At 70.5% G+C, this 15,907-nt stretch carries 18 protein-coding genes and 2 tRNA genes; 14 read left to right on the top strand and 6 right to left on the bottom strand.

Annotated elements, in window-relative coordinates:
- Nucleotides 1-31: 31 nt before the first annotated feature.
- The gene (gene speB / locus VJ693_RS05515) at nucleotides 32-982 is read left to right on the top strand and encodes an agmatinase (RefSeq protein WP_324152508.1); all 951 of its coding nucleotides are present in this window, start codon (nucleotides 32-34) and stop codon (nucleotides 980-982) included.
- Nucleotides 983-1,005: 23 nt separating this feature from the next.
- Here speB and VJ693_RS05520 read toward each other — a convergent pair whose 3' ends face one another.
- Both VJ693_RS05520 and VJ693_RS05525 read right to left on the bottom strand, forming a co-directional pair.
- Nucleotides 1,006-1,896: an aldo/keto reductase gene (locus VJ693_RS05520; RefSeq protein WP_324152509.1), complete on the bottom strand. Its 891-nt coding sequence runs from the start codon at nucleotides 1,894-1,896 to the stop codon at nucleotides 1,006-1,008.
- Nucleotides 1,896-2,516, bottom strand: a complete 621-nt coding sequence (locus tag VJ693_RS05525; RefSeq protein ID WP_324152510.1) for a peroxidase-related enzyme — start codon at nucleotides 2,514-2,516, stop codon at nucleotides 1,896-1,898. Before VJ693_RS05525 ends, VJ693_RS05520 begins: the two co-directional genes overlap by 1 nt.
- Nucleotides 2,517-2,658: 142 nt before the next feature.
- Here VJ693_RS05525 and tolB point away from each other — a divergent pair, with 142 nt between their 5' ends.
- From tolB to apbC, 7 genes are all read left to right on the top strand, one after another.
- Complete coding sequence (gene tolB / locus VJ693_RS05530; protein WP_324152511.1) at nucleotides 2,659-3,912, top strand: Tol-Pal system beta propeller repeat protein TolB; 1,254 nt, start codon at nucleotides 2,659-2,661, stop codon at nucleotides 3,910-3,912.
- A 38-nt stretch (nucleotides 3,913-3,950) separates the two neighbouring features.
- On the top strand, nucleotides 3,951-4,499 hold the full coding sequence (gene pal, locus VJ693_RS05535) for a peptidoglycan-associated lipoprotein Pal (RefSeq protein ID WP_324152512.1): 549 nt from the start codon (nucleotides 3,951-3,953) through the stop codon (nucleotides 4,497-4,499).
- A 4-nt stretch (nucleotides 4,500-4,503) separates the two neighbouring features.
- Entirely contained in the window at nucleotides 4,504-5,289 is a 786-nt protein-coding gene (gene ybgF / locus VJ693_RS05540; protein ID WP_324152513.1) for a tol-pal system protein YbgF, read from the top strand.
- 7 nt (nucleotides 5,290-5,296) lie between these two features.
- A complete protein-coding gene (locus VJ693_RS05545) occupies nucleotides 5,297-6,136 on the top strand; it encodes a tRNA threonylcarbamoyladenosine dehydratase (RefSeq protein ID WP_324152514.1) in 840 nt (279 codons plus the stop codon).
- Between the two features lie 21 nt (nucleotides 6,137-6,157).
- Nucleotides 6,158-6,233 (top strand) — tRNA-Lys (locus tag VJ693_RS05550).
- Between the two features lie 66 nt (nucleotides 6,234-6,299).
- A tRNA-Lys gene (locus tag VJ693_RS05555) sits at nucleotides 6,300-6,375 on the top strand.
- 143 nt (nucleotides 6,376-6,518) lie between these two features.
- Nucleotides 6,519-7,610, top strand: coding sequence for an iron-sulfur cluster carrier protein ApbC (apbC, locus tag VJ693_RS05560; RefSeq protein ID WP_324152515.1), 1,092 nt, complete (start codon nucleotides 6,519-6,521; stop codon nucleotides 7,608-7,610).
- 91 nt (nucleotides 7,611-7,701) lie between these two features.
- Here the strand turns inward: apbC and VJ693_RS05565 are convergent, their stop codons facing one another.
- The 3 genes from VJ693_RS05565 to VJ693_RS05575 all read right to left on the bottom strand — a co-directional run bounded on the left by VJ693_RS05565 (nucleotide 7,702) and on the right by VJ693_RS05575 (nucleotide 9,965).
- Nucleotides 7,702-8,253 (bottom strand): DUF962 domain-containing protein, encoded by a 552-nt coding sequence (locus tag VJ693_RS05565; RefSeq protein WP_324152516.1) that lies wholly within the window; start codon nucleotides 8,251-8,253, stop codon nucleotides 7,702-7,704.
- A gap of 132 nt (nucleotides 8,254-8,385) precedes the next feature.
- Nucleotides 8,386-9,372, bottom strand: a complete 987-nt coding sequence (locus tag VJ693_RS05570; RefSeq protein WP_414652235.1) for a 2-dehydropantoate 2-reductase — start codon at nucleotides 9,370-9,372, stop codon at nucleotides 8,386-8,388.
- Between the two features lie 56 nt (nucleotides 9,373-9,428).
- The gene (locus VJ693_RS05575) at nucleotides 9,429-9,965 is read right to left on the bottom strand and encodes a DUF962 domain-containing protein (protein ID WP_324152518.1); all 537 of its coding nucleotides are present in this window, start codon (nucleotides 9,963-9,965) and stop codon (nucleotides 9,429-9,431) included.
- A gap of 96 nt (nucleotides 9,966-10,061) precedes the next feature.
- On the opposite strand from VJ693_RS05575, the gene VJ693_RS05580 reads away from it, so the two are divergent.
- From VJ693_RS05580 to VJ693_RS05595, 4 genes are all read left to right on the top strand, one after another.
- A complete protein-coding gene (locus VJ693_RS05580; RefSeq protein WP_324152519.1) occupies nucleotides 10,062-10,790 on the top strand; it encodes a Crp/Fnr family transcriptional regulator in 729 nt (242 codons plus the stop codon).
- 27 nt (nucleotides 10,791-10,817) lie between these two features.
- Nucleotides 10,818-11,387 (top strand): dCTP deaminase, encoded by a 570-nt coding sequence (gene dcd, locus VJ693_RS05585; protein WP_324152520.1) that lies wholly within the window; start codon nucleotides 10,818-10,820, stop codon nucleotides 11,385-11,387.
- A 67-nt stretch (nucleotides 11,388-11,454) separates the two neighbouring features.
- On the top strand, nucleotides 11,455-12,339 hold the full coding sequence (ypfJ, locus tag VJ693_RS05590) for a KPN_02809 family neutral zinc metallopeptidase (protein WP_324152521.1): 885 nt from the start codon (nucleotides 11,455-11,457) through the stop codon (nucleotides 12,337-12,339).
- Nucleotides 12,340-12,349: 10 nt separating this feature from the next.
- Nucleotides 12,350-12,748: a DUF1801 domain-containing protein gene (locus VJ693_RS05595; protein WP_324152522.1), complete on the top strand. Its 399-nt coding sequence runs from the start codon at nucleotides 12,350-12,352 to the stop codon at nucleotides 12,746-12,748.
- A gap of 14 nt (nucleotides 12,749-12,762) precedes the next feature.
- On the opposite strand, the gene VJ693_RS05600 is transcribed toward VJ693_RS05595, so the two are convergent.
- Entirely contained in the window at nucleotides 12,763-13,044 is a 282-nt protein-coding gene (locus VJ693_RS05600) for a hypothetical protein (protein ID WP_324152523.1), read from the bottom strand.
- 184 nt (nucleotides 13,045-13,228) lie between these two features.
- Between VJ693_RS05600 and VJ693_RS05605 the strand changes: the two genes are divergently transcribed.
- On the top strand, nucleotides 13,229-15,127 hold the full coding sequence (locus VJ693_RS05605; protein ID WP_324152591.1) for an acyl CoA:acetate/3-ketoacid CoA transferase: 1,899 nt from the start codon (nucleotides 13,229-13,231) through the stop codon (nucleotides 15,125-15,127).
- Nucleotides 15,124-15,888: a CAP domain-containing protein gene (locus VJ693_RS05610; RefSeq protein ID WP_324152524.1), complete on the top strand. Its 765-nt coding sequence runs from the start codon at nucleotides 15,124-15,126 to the stop codon at nucleotides 15,886-15,888. Before VJ693_RS05605 ends, VJ693_RS05610 begins: the two co-directional genes overlap by 4 nt.
- The last annotated feature ends 19 nt before the right edge of the window (nucleotides 15,889-15,907 follow it).

Consider the following 15,907-nt stretch of genomic DNA (forward strand, 5'->3'; position numbering starts at 1 on the left):
CGAACACTTCGTCGAATACCGGAGCCCACCGATGAATGAACCTCGCCTGCAGGCCGACCTGGCGCTGCACCGCCCCGAGTTGCGCGGTTACGTGCACGAGCCTGCCTACGCTGGCGTGCTGAGCTTCATGCGCCGCCGCTACACGCGCGAGCTGGCTGGTGCCGACGTCGTCGTGACCGGCATCCCGCTCGACATCGCGACCACCTTCCGCCCCGGCGCGCGGCTGGGCCCGGCGGCGATGCGTGCCGCCTCGGTGCAGCTCAACGAGAAGCTGCATCCCTGGGGCTTCGGGCCCTGCGAGCACCTGTCGGTGATCGACTACGGCGACTGCGCGATCGACCACCACCGGCCCTCGACCGTGGTCGACAGCATCGTGGCCCACGCGCGGCCCATCGTGCAGTCCGGCGCGACGATGCTGTCGCTCGGCGGCGACCACTTCGTGACCTACCCGTTGCTGAAGGCACACGCCGAGAAGCACGGGCCGCTGGCCATCGTGCACTTCGACGCGCACTGCGACACCTGGCCCGACGACGCGCCCGAATCGCTGAACCACGGCACGATGTTCTACAAGGCGGTGAAGGACGGGCTGATCGACCCGACGCGCTCGGTGCAGGTCGGCATCCGCACCTGGAACGACGACTTCATGGGCATCGAGGTGCTGGGCGCCGACTGGGTCCACGAGCATGGCCCCAAGGCCGTGGCCGAGCGCATCCGCCAGATCGTCGGCCAGCACCCGGCCTACCTGACCTTCGACATCGACTGTCTCGACCCGGCCTACGCGCCGGGCACCGGCACGCCGGTGCCCGGCGGCCTGACCAGCGCGCAGGCGCAGCAGATCCTGCGCGGGCTGGTGCCGCTGAAGATCGTCGGCATGGATGTCGTCGAGGTCGCGCCGGCCTACGACCACGCCGAGATCACCGCACTGGCTGCGGCCCACATGGCCGCCGAGATGCTGTGCGTGCTGGCTGCACAGCGGCGCTGATCAGCCTGGGTCGAGCCCGCCGGTCAGGGCACCTCGTGCCCCGCGGCGGCGGTCCAGATGCGGTACCAGTCGTCGTTCGACAGCCGCAGGCCCAGCGCGGCCGTCGCTTCGTCCACCGCGCTGAGCCGGCGCGAGCCGATCACCGGGATCGGCCGGCACGGCAGGCGCAGCAGCCAGGCGATGGCCAGCGTGGTGGTCGAGACGCCCAGGCGCGCGCCGATCTCGCCCATCACCCAGCGCACGCGGTGCGCCGCCGGGCCGTCATCGCTGAAGAGGCGCCCGCCGGCCAGCGGCGACCAGATCATCGGCCGCGCACGCAGGCGCTGCGCCTGGTCGAAGCTGCCGTCGTGGATCGGCGCCATCTGCAGCGGCGAGCATTCGAGCTGGTTGGTCACGAGCGGGATGCGGACGTTCAGCAGCTCGAACTGCGAGGGCGTGAAGTTCGAGGCGCCGAAATGCAGCACCTTGCCGTCGCGGCGCAGGCGCTCGAAGGTGGCGGCCACGTCGTCGGCGTCCATCAAGGCATCGGGCCGGTGGATCAGCAGCAGGTCGATGCGATCGGTGTGCAGCGCGCGCAGGCTCGCTTCGACCGAGGCGGTGAGGTGCGCGGCCGAGGTGTCGTAGCAATGCGTCTCGTGGGCCGGCCGCGCCGGGCCGGTCAGCTTGATGCCGCACTTGGTGACGAGCTGCATCCGCTCGCGCAGCCCGGGCGCGTGGGCCAGGGCTTCGCCGAACAGCGGCTCGACCTGGTAGCCGCCGTAGATGTCGGCGTGGTCGAAGCTGGTCAGCCCGCGCTCGAGGTTGCCCTCGATCCAGGCGATGCGCTGCTGGACGTTGAATTCCCACTCGGCCAGGCGCCAGGCGCCGGCGACGAGCGGCGAAAGGCCGGCCGGTTGGTCGGGGGGCGCTGCCATCATTTCTGGCGGGGCACGCGACCCATCAGGTAGAACTCGTCGTTCGGCCGCAGGCCGATCAGGTTGGCCATGCGGTTGGACAGGCCGAAGAACGCGGCAATCGCGCCGATGTCCCAGGCGTCCTCGTCGGTGAAGCCGTGCGCGCGCAGCGCGGCGTAGTCGGCCTCCTCGATCTCGTCGGCGTGCAGGCAGACCTTCATCGCGAAATCGAGCATCGCGCGCTGGCGCGGCGTGATGTCCGCCTTGCGGTGGTTGACCGCGATCTGGTCGGCGATCAGCGGCCTCTTCTCGTACACGCGCAGGATCGCGCCATGCGCGACCACGCAGTACAAGCACCGGTTCGCGCCCGAGGTGGCGACGATGATCATCTCGCGTTCGCCCTTCGTCAGGCCCTGGCCTGACGCCTCTTGGTTCGTCGAGCCGCCGCCCTCCTTCAGCAACAAGGCGTCGTGGTAGGCGAGAAAGGCGCGCATCTCGGCCGGCCGGTGGGCCAGCGCGAGGAACACGTTGGGCACGAAGCCGGCCTTGTCCTGCACCTCCAGGATGCGCTGGCGCAGGTCCTCCGGCAGCGAGCCGATCTCGGGTACGGGGAAGCGGCTGATGGGGGGCGTGTTGCTCATGGCGACAAATGACGGGGCCAGCCGGCCGAGGGTGTGATGGTATGCCGGCCTAGAATTCCGCCCGCCAGACATTGATGCCGAAGCGGAACCTTCGGCCCACCGCATGACTCGATCCGCCGCTATGTGGTCCAGACGACATTGGATGGGCGCCCTCGGTGCGCTCGGAACGGCCGCTGCGCTGCCCGCGCAGGCCGAGTTCCGCGTGGAGATTTCCGGCATCGGCGCGACCCAGCTGCCGATCACGCTGCTGCCGTTTCGTGACGAGTCGCTCGGCGGCTCGAACGCCATCTCGGCCATCGTGCGCGCGGACCTCGAACGCAGTGGAGCGTTTCGCTTCATCGATGCGCCGCTGCGCATCGACGAAACCGGCGCGCCGGGCTTCCCCGACCTGCGCAGCCGCGGCAGCGACGCGCTGGCCGCCGGCTCGGTCACCAAGCTGGCCGACGGCCGCTTCGACGTACGCTACAAGCTGTGGGATGTCGTCAAGGGCGCCGACCAGGGCGGCCAGAGCCTGGCCGTGCCGGCCGCCGACCTGCGGCTGGCGGCGCACCGCATCGCCGACGCGATCTACGAAAAGCTGACCGGCGAAAAGGGCGTGTTCGCGACCCGCATCGCCTACGTCACCAAGGGCGGCGGTCATTTCACGCTGCGCGTGACCGATGCCGATGGCGAAGGCGGGCAGGTGCCGCTGACCAGCCCCGACCCCATCATCTCGCCGGCCTGGTCGCCCGACGGCCGCGAGCTGGCCTACGTCTCCTTCGAAGACCGCAAGCCGGTGGTCTGGGTACAGAACCTGCAAACCGGTGCCCGCCGCCGCGTGGCCAACTTCAAGGGCTCGAACAGCGCGCCGGCCTGGTCGCCCGACGGGCGCGACCTGGCGGTCACGCTCTCACGCGAGGGCGGCTCGCAGATCTTCCTGATCGGCCGCGACGGCGCGAACCCGCGCCGCGTGACGCAAAGCTCGGCCATCGACACCGAGCCGGTCTTCTCGCCCGACGGCAAGAGTCTGTACTTCGTCAGCGACCGGGGCGGCTCGCCGCAGATCTACCGCCAGCCGGTCGCAGGCGGCGGGGCCGAGCGTGTCACCTTCCAGGGCAGCTACAACGTCAGCCCCGCCATCAGCCCCGACGGCCGCATGATGGCCTTCGTGCAGCGCAACGGCGGCTTCAAGGTGGCGACCATGGACCTGGCCAGCGGTGCGGTCCAGGTGCTCAGCGACACCAGCGACGACGAGAGCCCGAGCTTCTCGCCCAACGGCCGGTTCATCATCTACGCCACCCGCGCCCAGGGGCACGAGCTGTTGATGACCACCACCCTGGATGGCAAGATCAAGACGAAGCTGCTCACCAGCGGCCTTGATATCCGCGAACCGGTCTGGGGCCCGTACGGGCGATGATCCGGCGCACTTTCACCCACGAAAAAAGGAGAGAACCCATGGCGGTCAAATGGAACGTTGGGGCCGGCGCGATGTCGGCATTGGCGCTGGTCTGGCTGGCGGGCTGCAGCTCGACCAAGCTCGACACCCCGGCGCCGGTCGAATCGCGCACGCCCACCGAAGCAGGTGCGGGTGCCGGTGCCGGCAATCAGGGCTCGCCTGCGGCCGAGAGTGCCGTCAAGTCGGTCGACCTGGGCGCGAATGCCAACCCGCCCGCGGGCCTGGGCCGCACCGTGTACTTCGACTTCGACAGCTTCGTCGTCAAGGACGAGTACCGCCCGATCGTCGAGGGCTTTGCGAAGTTCCTGGGTGCCAACAAGGCCAAGCGCATGCTGATCGAGGGCCACACCGACGAGCGCGGCAGCCGCGAGTACAACCTGGCCCTGGGCCAGAAGCGTGCCGAGGCCGTGCAGAAGGCGATGCTGCTGGTCGGGGCCACCGACGGCCAGCTCGAGGCCGTGAGCTTCGGCGAGGAGCGCCCGGCGGTGCAGGGCAGCGATGAAGCGGCCTGGGCGAAGAACCGCCGTGCCGAGCTGAAGGACCGCTGAGTCCATGGCCCGCGCCCGACCCTTCCTGCTGCGCGCCGTGGCGCTCGGCGCCCTGCTCGCTGCGACGCTGCCGGCGCGCGCGGGCCTGTTCGACGATGACGAGGCGCGCAAGGCCATCCTCGACCTGCGGGCCAAGGTGGCCCAGGGCGAGCAGCAACGCAGCGAGCAGGCCGCGGCCCTCAAGCAGCTGAGCGACCAGTTGCAGACCCTGCAGCGCAGCATGCTCGACCTGAACAACCAGAACGAGCAGCTGAGGGCCGAGCTCGCGCGCCTGCGCGGGCAGGACGAGCAGATGCTGCGCGATCTGTCGGAAGTGCAGCGCAAGCAGAAGGACATCGCGCAAGGCGTGGACGAGCGCATGCGCAAGCTCGAGCCGCAGCAGGTGTCGGTCGACGGCAAGGAGTTCTCGGTCGACTCCGAGGAAAAGCGCATCTACGACGAGGCCATGGCCGCGATGCGCAGCGGCGAGTACGACCGCGCCGCGCCCGCGCTGTCCAGCTTCCTGAGGCGCTACCCGGCCAGCGGCTACGTCGACTCGGTGCGCTACTGGCTGGGCAACGCCCAGTACGGCCAGCGCCAGTACAAGGACGCGATCGCGACTTTCCGCGCCTTCGTGACCGCGGCGCCCGATCACCTTCGTGCGCCCGAGGCCCTGCTCGCGCTGGCCAACTGCCAGGCCGAGCTGAAGGACAACAAGAGCGCGAAGCGAACGCTGGAAGAGTTGATCAAGCAGTATCCGAAGTCCGAAGCGGCGCAAGCCGCGCGCGAGCGTTTGGTCGCGCTGAAGTAACCGCCGGGTGAACGACACGCTCGCGGCCCCACCCCCCCCGCTGCTCGACGACGCACCCGACCTGGAGCGTCGCTTCGGCGGGCTGCGCCGCCTGTACGGCGACGCAGGTTATGCCCGGCTGCGTGCGTTGCGCGTGGCGGTGGTGGGCCTGGGCGGGGTCGGTTCGTGGGCGGCCGAAGCGCTCGCGCGCTGCGGCGTGGCCGGCCTGGTGCTGATCGACATGGATCACGTTGCCGAGTCGAACATCAACCGCCAGATCCAGGCGCTCGGCGCCACGCTCGGCATGGCCAAGGGGCAGGCGCTGGCGGCACGCGTGGCCGACATCCACCCTGGCTGCGCGGTGCAGGTGGTGGACGAATTCGTCGATGCGGCGAACTGGCCGGCGCTGCTGCCCGGCCCCATCGACGCGGTGATCGACGCCTGCGACCAGGTGCGTGCCAAGGCCGCGATGGCTGCCTGGGCGCTGCGCGAGCACGTGCCACTCGTGTGCTGCGGCGCGGCCGGCGGCAAGCGCCACGCCGAGCGGCTGGACATCGCGGACCTGGCGGCGGTGACGCACGACCCGCTGCTCGCCAACCTGCGCCAGCGCCTGCGCCGCGAATACGGCGCGACCAAGGCGGGGCAGGGCGCCATCGGCGTGCGCTGCGTGTTCTCGCGCGAGAGCGTCGCGCCGCCGGTCGAGGCGGCCTGCGACATCGGCGGCCCGCGCGACGGCGGGCTGAACTGCCACGGCTATGGCTCGACCGTCACGGTGACCGCCAGCTTCGGCCTCGCAGCGGCCGGCGAGGCGATTGCCGTGTGTCTTGCGCGCCCCACTCTTTCCAATCGTGAAAATCTCGTGATATGATGTGAGGCTCTACCGGGGTAAGGGTTGTTAGCTCAGTCGGTAGAGCAGCGGACTTTTAATCCGTTGGTCGCAGGTTCGAATCCTGCACAACCCACCACAACCCGTCATGTGCCGGGTGATCTCGCCGAAAGGTAAGATTGCTGGCAAGCGTCGAAAGACACCGGGGCTCTTAGCTCAGTTGGTAGAGCAGCGGACTCTTAATCCGTTGGTCGTAGGTTCGAATCCTACAGGGCCCACCAAGATTCAAGCGATGAGCAAGCGACAAGGGCTTGGCCGAAAGGTCAGGCCCTTTGTCATTGGCGATCGAGGCAATGACGCCCGCACGCGCAAAGGGCCTCGGCAGCTGGGCTAGACTGGATGCCTCACCACCCAGGCCGTACCCATGCCCGTATCCGAGACCGCGCTGCTCGACGCCTTGCGCACCGTCGTCGACCCCCAGACCCAGCAGGATTTCGTCAGCGGCAAGCAGCTGCGCAACCTTCGCATCGAAGGCGACCAGGTGTCGTTCGACGTCGAGCTCGGCTATCCCGCCAAGAGCCAGTTCCCGGCGCTGCGCACGGCGCTGATCGCCGCGGCGCGCAGCGTGCCGGGCGTGGGCAACGTCAGCGTCAACGTGGGCTTCAAGGTCGTCGCGCATGCGGTGCAGCGTGGCGTGCAGCTGCTGCCGCAGGTGCGCAACATCATCGCGGTGGCGTCGGGCAAGGGCGGCGTCGGCAAGAGCACGACGACGGTCAACCTCGCGCTCGCGCTGGCGGCTGAGGGTGCCCGGGTGGGCATTCTCGATGCCGACATCTACGGCCCGAGCCAGCCGACGATGATGGGCATCGCCGGCCGGCCCGAGAGCGCCGACGGCCAGACCATGCAGCCGCTCGAGAACCACGGCGTGCAGGTCATGTCGATCGGCTTCATCGTCGAGCCCGACCAGGCCATGATCTGGCGCGGCCCGATGGCCACGCAGGCCCTGGACCAATTGCTGCGCCAGACCAACTGGCACGATCTCGATTACCTGCTGATCGACATGCCGCCGGGCACCGGCGACATCCAGCTCACGCTGAGCCAGCGCGTGCCGATCACCGGGGCGGTGATCGTGACGACGCCGCAGGACATCGCGCTGATCGACGCGCAGCGCGGCCTGTCGATGTTCGAGAAGGTCGGCGTGCCAGTGCTGGGCATCGTCGAGAACATGGCGGTCTATTGCTGCCCGAACTGCGGCCACACCGAGCACATCTTCGGCGCCGAGGGAGGCCGCAAGATGGCCGAGTCGCGTGGCGTGCCCTACCTCGGGGCGTTGCCGTTGACGATGAAGATCCGCGAGCAGGCCGACAGCGGCACGCCGACGGTGGTGGCCGAGCCTGACGGCGAGATCGCCGCGATCTACCGGTCGGTGGCCCGCCAGGTGGCGGTCAGCGTGGCGCAGAAGGCGAAGGACTTCTCGTCGAAATTCCCGACCATCAGCGTCTCCAAGACGACCTGAGGGGCGGTGGCGCGGCCAGCGCACGGCTGCTGCGAAGCGGCCGCGCCCCCTCATGGAGGGTGCGCCGGTACCCCGGCGCCGGGTGTCCCATTCAGGCCGGAAAGGCCAGGTCGCGGATGCGCGTGGGCCCGGCGCGGCGCTCGATCTCGGCGCGCAGCCCGTGCAGCAGGCCGAGCGAGAACAGCGCCTCGGCGGTCACGAACTGCGGCCCGACCAGCAGGCCGATCAGGTCGTCGGTGAAGGCAGGCTTGCGGCCCTCGTAGTAGTGGCCGATGAACTGGATCACCCAGCCGAGCAGGAACAGGCCCAGGCCCGCCGCCAGCCACGGCACGACGCCGGCCCCGGCCAGCGGCGCGGCGAGGAAGACCAGTGCGCCGTTGAGCAGGCTCACGGCCAGCCCGAGCAGGAACTCCCCACGGGTCAGGTACCACAGCGTGGTCAGGCTCCACAGCATCAGGGCAGGCGTCAGCGCGAGCATGCCGGCGGGGGTGGCCACGCCGACGGCGGGCCGGGCCAGCAGCACGCCGATGGCGAAGACGATCATCGGGATGCCGACAACGTGGGTGGCGATGTTGCGCCGATCGCGGTGGTAGCGGGCGTATTGGATGAGCAACTCACGCGCCGGTCGAAAGGGTGAGGGCATGGCAGCCTCCCGGGATGGCGACATGCCTTGATCCTAGCGCTGTGCACAGGGGCTGAACAGGCCTGGAAAGTACCCGCAAGCGTGAAGATTTCAAGCGACGGCGGCGGTGGGATGGCGCCCTCGGCGGGTGCATCAACGCAGCCCGAGCCGCGACTTCAGTTCGGGCGCCGCCAGCGGCGCCGGCTGGCCGGGCCAGGCCTCCACCAGCGCCTGGATGCGCTGGTTCAGCGGCGCAGCCAGCCCATTCGCCTGGGCCAGGCGCACGACCTCGCCGCACAGCGCATCGACTTCGGTCGTGCGGCCGAGCGCGAGGTCGTCGGCCATGCTGGAGCGGGCCTCGGGGTCGATGCGCAGCATGCGCGCGGCCACGCGGCGGAACAGCCAGTCGGGCAGCGACAGCAGGGTGGGCAGCTTGCGCGGCGCGGCCGCGGCCACCTGGGCGGGCTCGATGCCGGCCGCCGCCAGCGCGGTCAGTGCCTCGCGCTGCAGGGCGGCAAAGACCTGGCGGTAGCCGCGCTGCATCAGCTCGGCACGCAGGGGCAGGCCCGACAAGGCATTGACCGGGTTGTTCAGGTTCAGCAGCAGCTTGCCCCACTGGACGGGCTTCAAGTCGGCGTACAGCCGCATCGGCAGCCGCGCGGCGTCGAATACCGGCAGCCAGGCCCGCAGGGCAGGGTCGTCTTGCGCCGCCAGCTTGCCGCCGGTGCCGCGGTGCAGGTGCCCGGGGCCGAGTTCGGCAATGTTGTAGGGCACCATGCCAGCCAGCCAGCGCAGCGCCGGGGCGACCGCCCGGCCGGCCTCGGCATTGCCCAGGCCGTTCTGCAGCGAGAGCACCGGCGTGCCGGCCGGCAGTGCCGTTGCCAGCGCGGCGGCGGCCTCACGCGTGGCGCCGCACTTCACGGCCAGCAGCACCAGCGATGGCGCGATGCCGGCGGGCACCGTGGCCGACAGATGCAGCGCCACGGGCGGCAGGCGCTCGTCTCGCCCGTCCTGGTCGGTCAGGCGCAGGCCGTGGGCGCGCCAGGCATCCAGCATGCGCGGCCGGCCGACAAAGTGCACCTCGGCGCCGGCCGCCTGCAGGCCGCCACCCACGTAGCCGCCGACACTGCCGGCACCCATGACGAGCACCGGGCCGGGGCCGGGGGCGGCGACCGTCGGCGCGTTCAATGCGGGGCTCAATGCGAGGCGACGGGTTGCTTCAGATCGCGCAGATGCGTCGGCCCCGCCTGCCGCTCGATCTCGTCGCGCAGGTCACGGCCCCAGCCGAGCGCGAACATCGCCTCGGCCATCACGAACATCGGGCCGACCAGCAGGCCGACCAGGTCGTCGACGAAGGCGGGCTTGCGGCCCTCGTAGTAGTGGCCGATGAACTGCAGCACCCAGCCGCCGACGAACACGCCCAGGCCCCAGCCCAGCCAGTGGGCGGTGCTGCCGCCGGCCACCTGGTGGGCCAATGCGACCAGCAGCCAGGTGGCCGCACTGACGGCCAGGCCCAGGTCGAGCCGGCCGCGCGTCAGGTACCACACGGTCACCAGCGCGGCCACCAGCCAGCCGGCCGTCAGCGGGACGCCGGCCACCTCGAAGCTGGCGCGTGCCAGCAACACGCCGACCGCGAACACGATCAGCGGGATGCCGACGAAGTGCGTCGCGATGTTGCGGCGATCGCGGTGGTAGCGGGCGTACTGGATCAACAGCTCGGCGGCATGGCGCATGGGGCACTCCTGGGGTTTGACAGCGGTCGCCGCATGCTAGGGTCGCCTGCTGTTGACGACTGTCAAAACGCCGACATTCGGCTTGAGCGACCCGCCATGCACGATCCGGACATTCCCGCATCCACGCCGCGCGCCTGGCATGAAGTGCTGAACGGCGACGCCTGGTTCGCCCAGTGCCCGGCCGAGCTGCGCGAGGCCCTGCAGCACCTGGGCCGCGTGCAGCGCCTGGGCGCCGGCGAGGCCTTGTTCGAACGCGGCCAGGCGGCCGAGGGGCTGGCCTGCGTGCTTGAAGGGGCGCTGCGGGTCGGCGCGGTGCAGGGCGACGGGCGGGCGACGCTGCTGGCTTTTCTCGAGCCCGGCCAGTGGTTCGGCGAGATCTCGCTGATCGACGGCCGCCCGCGCACGCACGATGCGGTGGCCGATGGGCCGACGGTGGTGCTGCGCGTGCCCGAGCGGGCGCTGCGGGGCTGGCTCGCCGAGCACCCGGCGCACTGGCAGGCCATCGCCCAGCTCGCCTGCGCGAAACTGCGCATGCTGTTCGGCGTGCTGGAAGACATCGCCCAGCTGCCGCTCGAAGGGCGCCTGGCCAAGCGGCTCTGGCTCGAGGCCCATGGCTGGGGCGCGCGCAGCGGGCCGCCGCGGCGCACCTTGCGCCTGCCCCAGGAGCAGCTCGCGCTGATGCTGGGGGTGAGCCGGCAGACGGCCAACAAGGCCTTGCGCGCGCTCGAGGCCCGCGGGCTGATCCATTTGCGCTACGGCAGCATCGAGCTGAATGACCTTGCGGCGCTGGCTGCGGCGGCCGGTCTGGACAGCCCCGCCGCCTAGAATCAGCCCACTTCGACAGAGGCTTCGATGAGCATCAAGAGCGACAAGTGGATCCGCCGGATGGCGCAAGAGCACGGCATGATCGAGCCGTTCGAGCCGGGCCAGGTGCGGTTTGCGGCCGACGGCCACAAGATCGTCAGCTACGGCACCTCCAGCTATGGCTACGACATTCGCTGCGCACGCGAATTCAAGGTCTTCACCAACATCCACTCGACGGTCGTCGACCCGAAGAACTTCGACGAGAAGAGCTTCGTCGACATCGAGAGCGACGTCTGCATCATCCCGCCCAACAGCTTCGCGCTGGCGCGCACGGTCGAGTACTTCCGCATCCCGCGCAGCGTGCTGACGATCTGCCTGGGCAAGAGCACCTACGCGCGCTGCGGCATCATCGTCAACGTGACGCCGTTCGAGCCCGAGTGGGAAGGCTACGTCACGCTGGAGTTCAGCAACACCACGCCGCTGCCGGCCAAGATCTACGCCGGCGAGGGCTGTGCCCAGGTGCTGTTCTTCGAGAGCGACGAGGTCTGCGAGACCAGCTATGCCGATCGCGGCGGCAAGTACCAGGGCCAACGCGGCGTCACGCTGCCCAAGACCTGATCCCTGATCCCCGGCCGGGCGCGCGGCTTGCCGTGCCGCCGCAAGCAGTCATGCAGGAGGTGGCGCCATGCGCTGGGAAGGCAACCGTCAGAGCGAGAACGTCGAAGACCGACGCGACGAGGGCGGCGGAGGTGGTTTCGGCCTGCCCATCGGTGGGCGCGGGATCGGCCTGGGGACCGTGGCCGTCGCGCTGGTGGCCGGCTGGATCTTCGGCATCAACCCGCTGACGGTGCTGGGGCTGCTCAGCGGCAACCCGAACACCGGCGCTCCGCCGGCCGCCCAGGCGCCGGCCCACGCGCCGCCCGCCGGCGACCGCCAGGCCGCCTTCGTCGCCACCGTGCTGGGCATCACCGAGGACGTCTGGGGCCAGCTGTTCCAGCAAAGTGGCGCCCGCTACCGCCCGCCGCACCTGGTGCTGTTCCGCGGCGTGACCCCCACCGCGTGCGGCACTGGCCAAGCCGCGATGGGGCCGTTCTACTGCCCCGGCGACCAGAAGGTCTACATCGACCTGGCCTTCTACGACACCTTGCAGCGCCAGCTCGGCGCGCCGGGCGATTTCGCCCAGGCCTACGTCATTGCCCACGAGGTGGGCCACCACGTCCAGAACCTGATGGGCATCACCGGGCAGGTGGACCAGCGGCGCGGCCGGATGGGCCAGGCACAGGCGAATGCGCTGTCGGTGCGTGTCGAGCTGCAGGCCGATTGTTTTGCGGGCGTCTGGGCCCACCATGCCGATGCGGCACGCCAGATCCTCGAAGGCGGCGACGTCGAAGAGGCACTCAACGCCGCCTCGCGCATCGGCGACGACGCACTGCAGGGCCAATCGCAAGGGCGCGTCGTGCCCGAGACCTTCACCCACGGAACGAGCGCACAGCGCGTAGGGTGGTTCCGCCGCGGGCTGCAAAGCGGTAGTGTGGGCGACTGCGACACCTTCAAGGCACGGCAGCTTTAGGCATGTCACCATGCGCCCCGGCCCCCGCTCCAAGGCCCTCATCTCCGCCTGGCTGGATTTCCAGCCACCGGCCCAGCGCGAGGTCGCGCAGGCCCTGCGCGCGGCGGTGCGCGAGGCCGAGCCGGCGCTGGACGAGATCATCCGATGGGGCCAACTGGTCTTCGTCTGGGGCGGGGCGCCGCTGCTCGCGATCGCGCCGCACCGCGGCCACGTGAACCTGCAGATCTTCAACGGCTACCTGCTGCCGCCCGACCTGGGGCCGCTCGAGGGGCACGGTCGCGGCACGCGCAGCTACCGCTGCCGGCTGCAACAGCCGGTGGACGTGGTGCAGGTGCAGATGCTGGTGGCCGCCAGCGTGGCGCGCGCACCCAGCGAAGCCGGCGCCGGGCTGCCGCGCGACGAGGGCTGACCCGGCGGCGGTGCTCAGGCCCGGGCGGGGTGCCGCACCGCGTCCAGCCAGTCGCAGCGCAGCCGGCCCTTCAGGTGCAGCGAGCGGCGCAGGCGCAGGTAGGCCGACGGGGTGAAGAACAGCGCGACGCAGCCGATCACCGCCCAGGGCGCGTCGAGCACGATGAAGGCCGGCGCGCCCATCCAGCCCAACAGCCACAGCGTCAGCACCGCATCGCAGGTGTGGTACTCGATGGGCTGGCCGGCACGGTGGGCGACCATCCAGGCCTTCATGGCGGTGAGTTGAGCGAAGCTCATGGCGGCCCTCCTCGCAAGGGATGGGTCGACTGTAGCGCTACGTCAGTTTCGTGTCAGCTTCGATGTGAGGGAGGGGCCGCCCCGCATGGCGGCCCCGGGCGCCTGGGCGGACACTGGCCGGATGGACAAGCCCACCACCTCCGCGCCCGCGGCTTCGCCACGAAACTCCAACGCCCACGCCCGCATGGCGGCGCTGGCCGAGCGCGGCAAGGTGGTTTCGGCGGCCGACGCGGTCAAGCTCGTGCACGACGGCGACATGCTGGCCACTGGCGGCTTCGTCGGCATCGGCTTTCCCGAGAACCTGGCCGTGGCGCTGGAGAAGCGCTTCGTCGAGACCGGCGCGCCTCGGCGCCTGGGCCTGGTCTACGCGGCCGGGCAGGGCGACGGCAGGGAGCGCGGGCTGAACCATCTGGGCCATGCGGGCCTGGTGGCGCGGGTGATCGGCGGCCACTGGGGCCTGGTGCCGAAGCTGCAGGCGCTGGCCGTGAACAACGAGATCGATGCCTGGAACCTGCCGCAGGGCGTGATCTCGCAGCTGTTTCGCGACATCGCTTCGGCCAAGCCGGGGCACCTGAGCCGGGTCGGCCTGGGCACCTTCGTCGACCCGCGCCTGGGCGGCGGCAAGGTCAACGCGAGGACGACCGAGGATCTGGTCCGCCTGATGCCGATCGACGGCGAGGATTACCTGTTCTACAAGACCTTCCCGATCGACGTGGCCTTCGTGCGCGGCACCACCGCCGACCCCGACGGCAACGTGACGATGGAGCGCGAGGCGCTGACGCTGGAGGCGCTGGCGATCGCGATGGCGGCGCGCAATTCCGGCGGCATCGTGGTCGTGCAGGTCGAGCGGCTGGCCGCGGCCGGCTCGCTGCACCCCCGGCAGGTCAAGATCCCCGGCGTGCTGGTCGACTGCGTGGTCGTCGCCGAAGAGCCGCGCTACCACCAGCAGACCTTCGCCGAGCCCTACAACGCCGCGTTCGCCGGCGAGATCCGCGTGCCGCCCGGCCATGTGGAGCCGATGCACGCCGGCAAGCGCAAGGTCATCGCCCGCCGCGCGGCGCTGGAGCTCAGGCCGCACAGCATCGTGAACCTGGGCATCGGCATGCCCGAGGGCGTGGCCGCGGTGGCCGCCGAGGAGCGCGTGATCGACCTGATCACGCTGACCGCCGAGCCCGGCGTGATCGGCGGCATTCCGGCCGGCGGGCTGAACTTCGGCGCTGCGGTCAACACGCAGGCGGTGATCGACCAGCCCTACCAGTTCGACTTCTACGACGGCGGCGGGCTGGACCTGGCCTTTCTCGGGCTGGCCCAGGCGGATGCGCAGGGCAACGTCAACGTCAGCCGCTTCGGCACGCGGCTGGCCGGCGCAGGTGGCTTCATCAACATCAGCCAGAACGCCAAGAAGCTGGTCTTCACCGGCACCTTCGCGACCGAGGACGGGCCGAAGTTCGTCGCCGGGGTCGAGCAGCGCACCTTCTCGGGCACCGAGGCGCGCCGGCGCGGCCAGCAGGTGCTTTACGTGACCGAGGCGGCGGTGTTCCGCCTGCACCCCGAGGGCTTGGAGTTGATCGAGATTGCGCCGGGGCTGGACCTGGAGCGCGACATCCTCGCCCGCATGGGCTTCACGCCGATCGTCGAGTGCGAGCCGAAGCGCATGGACGCCGCCCTCTTCGCCGATGCGCCGATGGGCCTGCGTGCCCGCCTGCTGCTGCTGCCGCTGGCCGATCGTTTCACCTACGACGCCGACCAGCGCACGCTGTTCGTCAATTTCGAGCACCTGAGCATACGCACGCCCGACGACGTGGAGGCAGTGCGCCGCGAGATCGCCCAGCGGCTGGAGCCGCTGGGCCACAAGGTCTATGGCGTCATCAACTACGAGCACTTCGCGCTCGACCCCCAGGTGGAGGACGCGTGGGCGGCGATGGTGCACGAGATCGTCGAGCGCCACTACCTGCAGGTCACCCGCTACACCAGCTCGGCCTTCCTGCGCGCCAAGCTCGGGCCGGCGCTGGCCGCGCGCGGCGTCGCGCCCCGCCTGTACGGCACGGCCGACGAGGCGCGGCAGGGCCTGACGAGCGAATGACACCCGCTCGGCGATGGGCCCGCGGCTGCCACGGCGTGGCGGCCGCCGCCGTGCTGGCGACCCTCTTCCTGGGCACTGCAGTGTCGCGGCCGGCCGCGGCGCGCGAACCCGAACTCGCCCGGGCCCAGCAGGACATCGTCGACCGAAGCAACGCTTTCCGTCGCTCGCAGGGCCTGGCGCCGCTGGTGCCGAACACCGTGCTCGGCGCCGCGGCGGCCGAGTTCGCCGCCTTCATGGCGCGCACGGGACGCTACAGCCACGAGGCCGATGGGCGTGAGCCCGCGGAGCGTGCCGAGGCCCAGGGTTATGCCTGGTGCCTGGTGGCCGAGAACATCGCCTATGTGATGAGCTCGGCGGGCCTCGACCCGGCCGAGCTGCCCGAGCGCTTCATGCAGGGCTGGATCGATTCGCCGGGCCACCGGCGCAACCTGCTCGCCGCCGATGCCACCGAGACCGGCGTGGCGATGGCCGGCAATGCGCGGGGCGACCGCTACTACGCGGTGCAGATGTTTGGCCGCCCGGCCGCATTGCGGATGCATTTCGAGCTGGCCAACCGCAGCGACCAGCCGGTGCGCTACGAACTCGGTGACATGCGCTATAGCCTGGCACCCGGTGTCACGCGCCGACACGAGCAGTGCAGCGCGGCGACGCTGCGGGTCGCGCTGCCCGGCCGGCCGGAGCCGATCCAACTGCAACCGACGGCCGGGGCCAGCTACCGCATCGAGCCGGCGGGCCGCGGACTGCGCCTGGCCGGTGGTTGAACGGCCGCGCCGATCGATT

The organism is Ideonella sp., from assembly GCF_035254525.1.
GTDB lineage: Bacteria > Pseudomonadota > Gammaproteobacteria > Burkholderiales > Burkholderiaceae_C > Ideonella.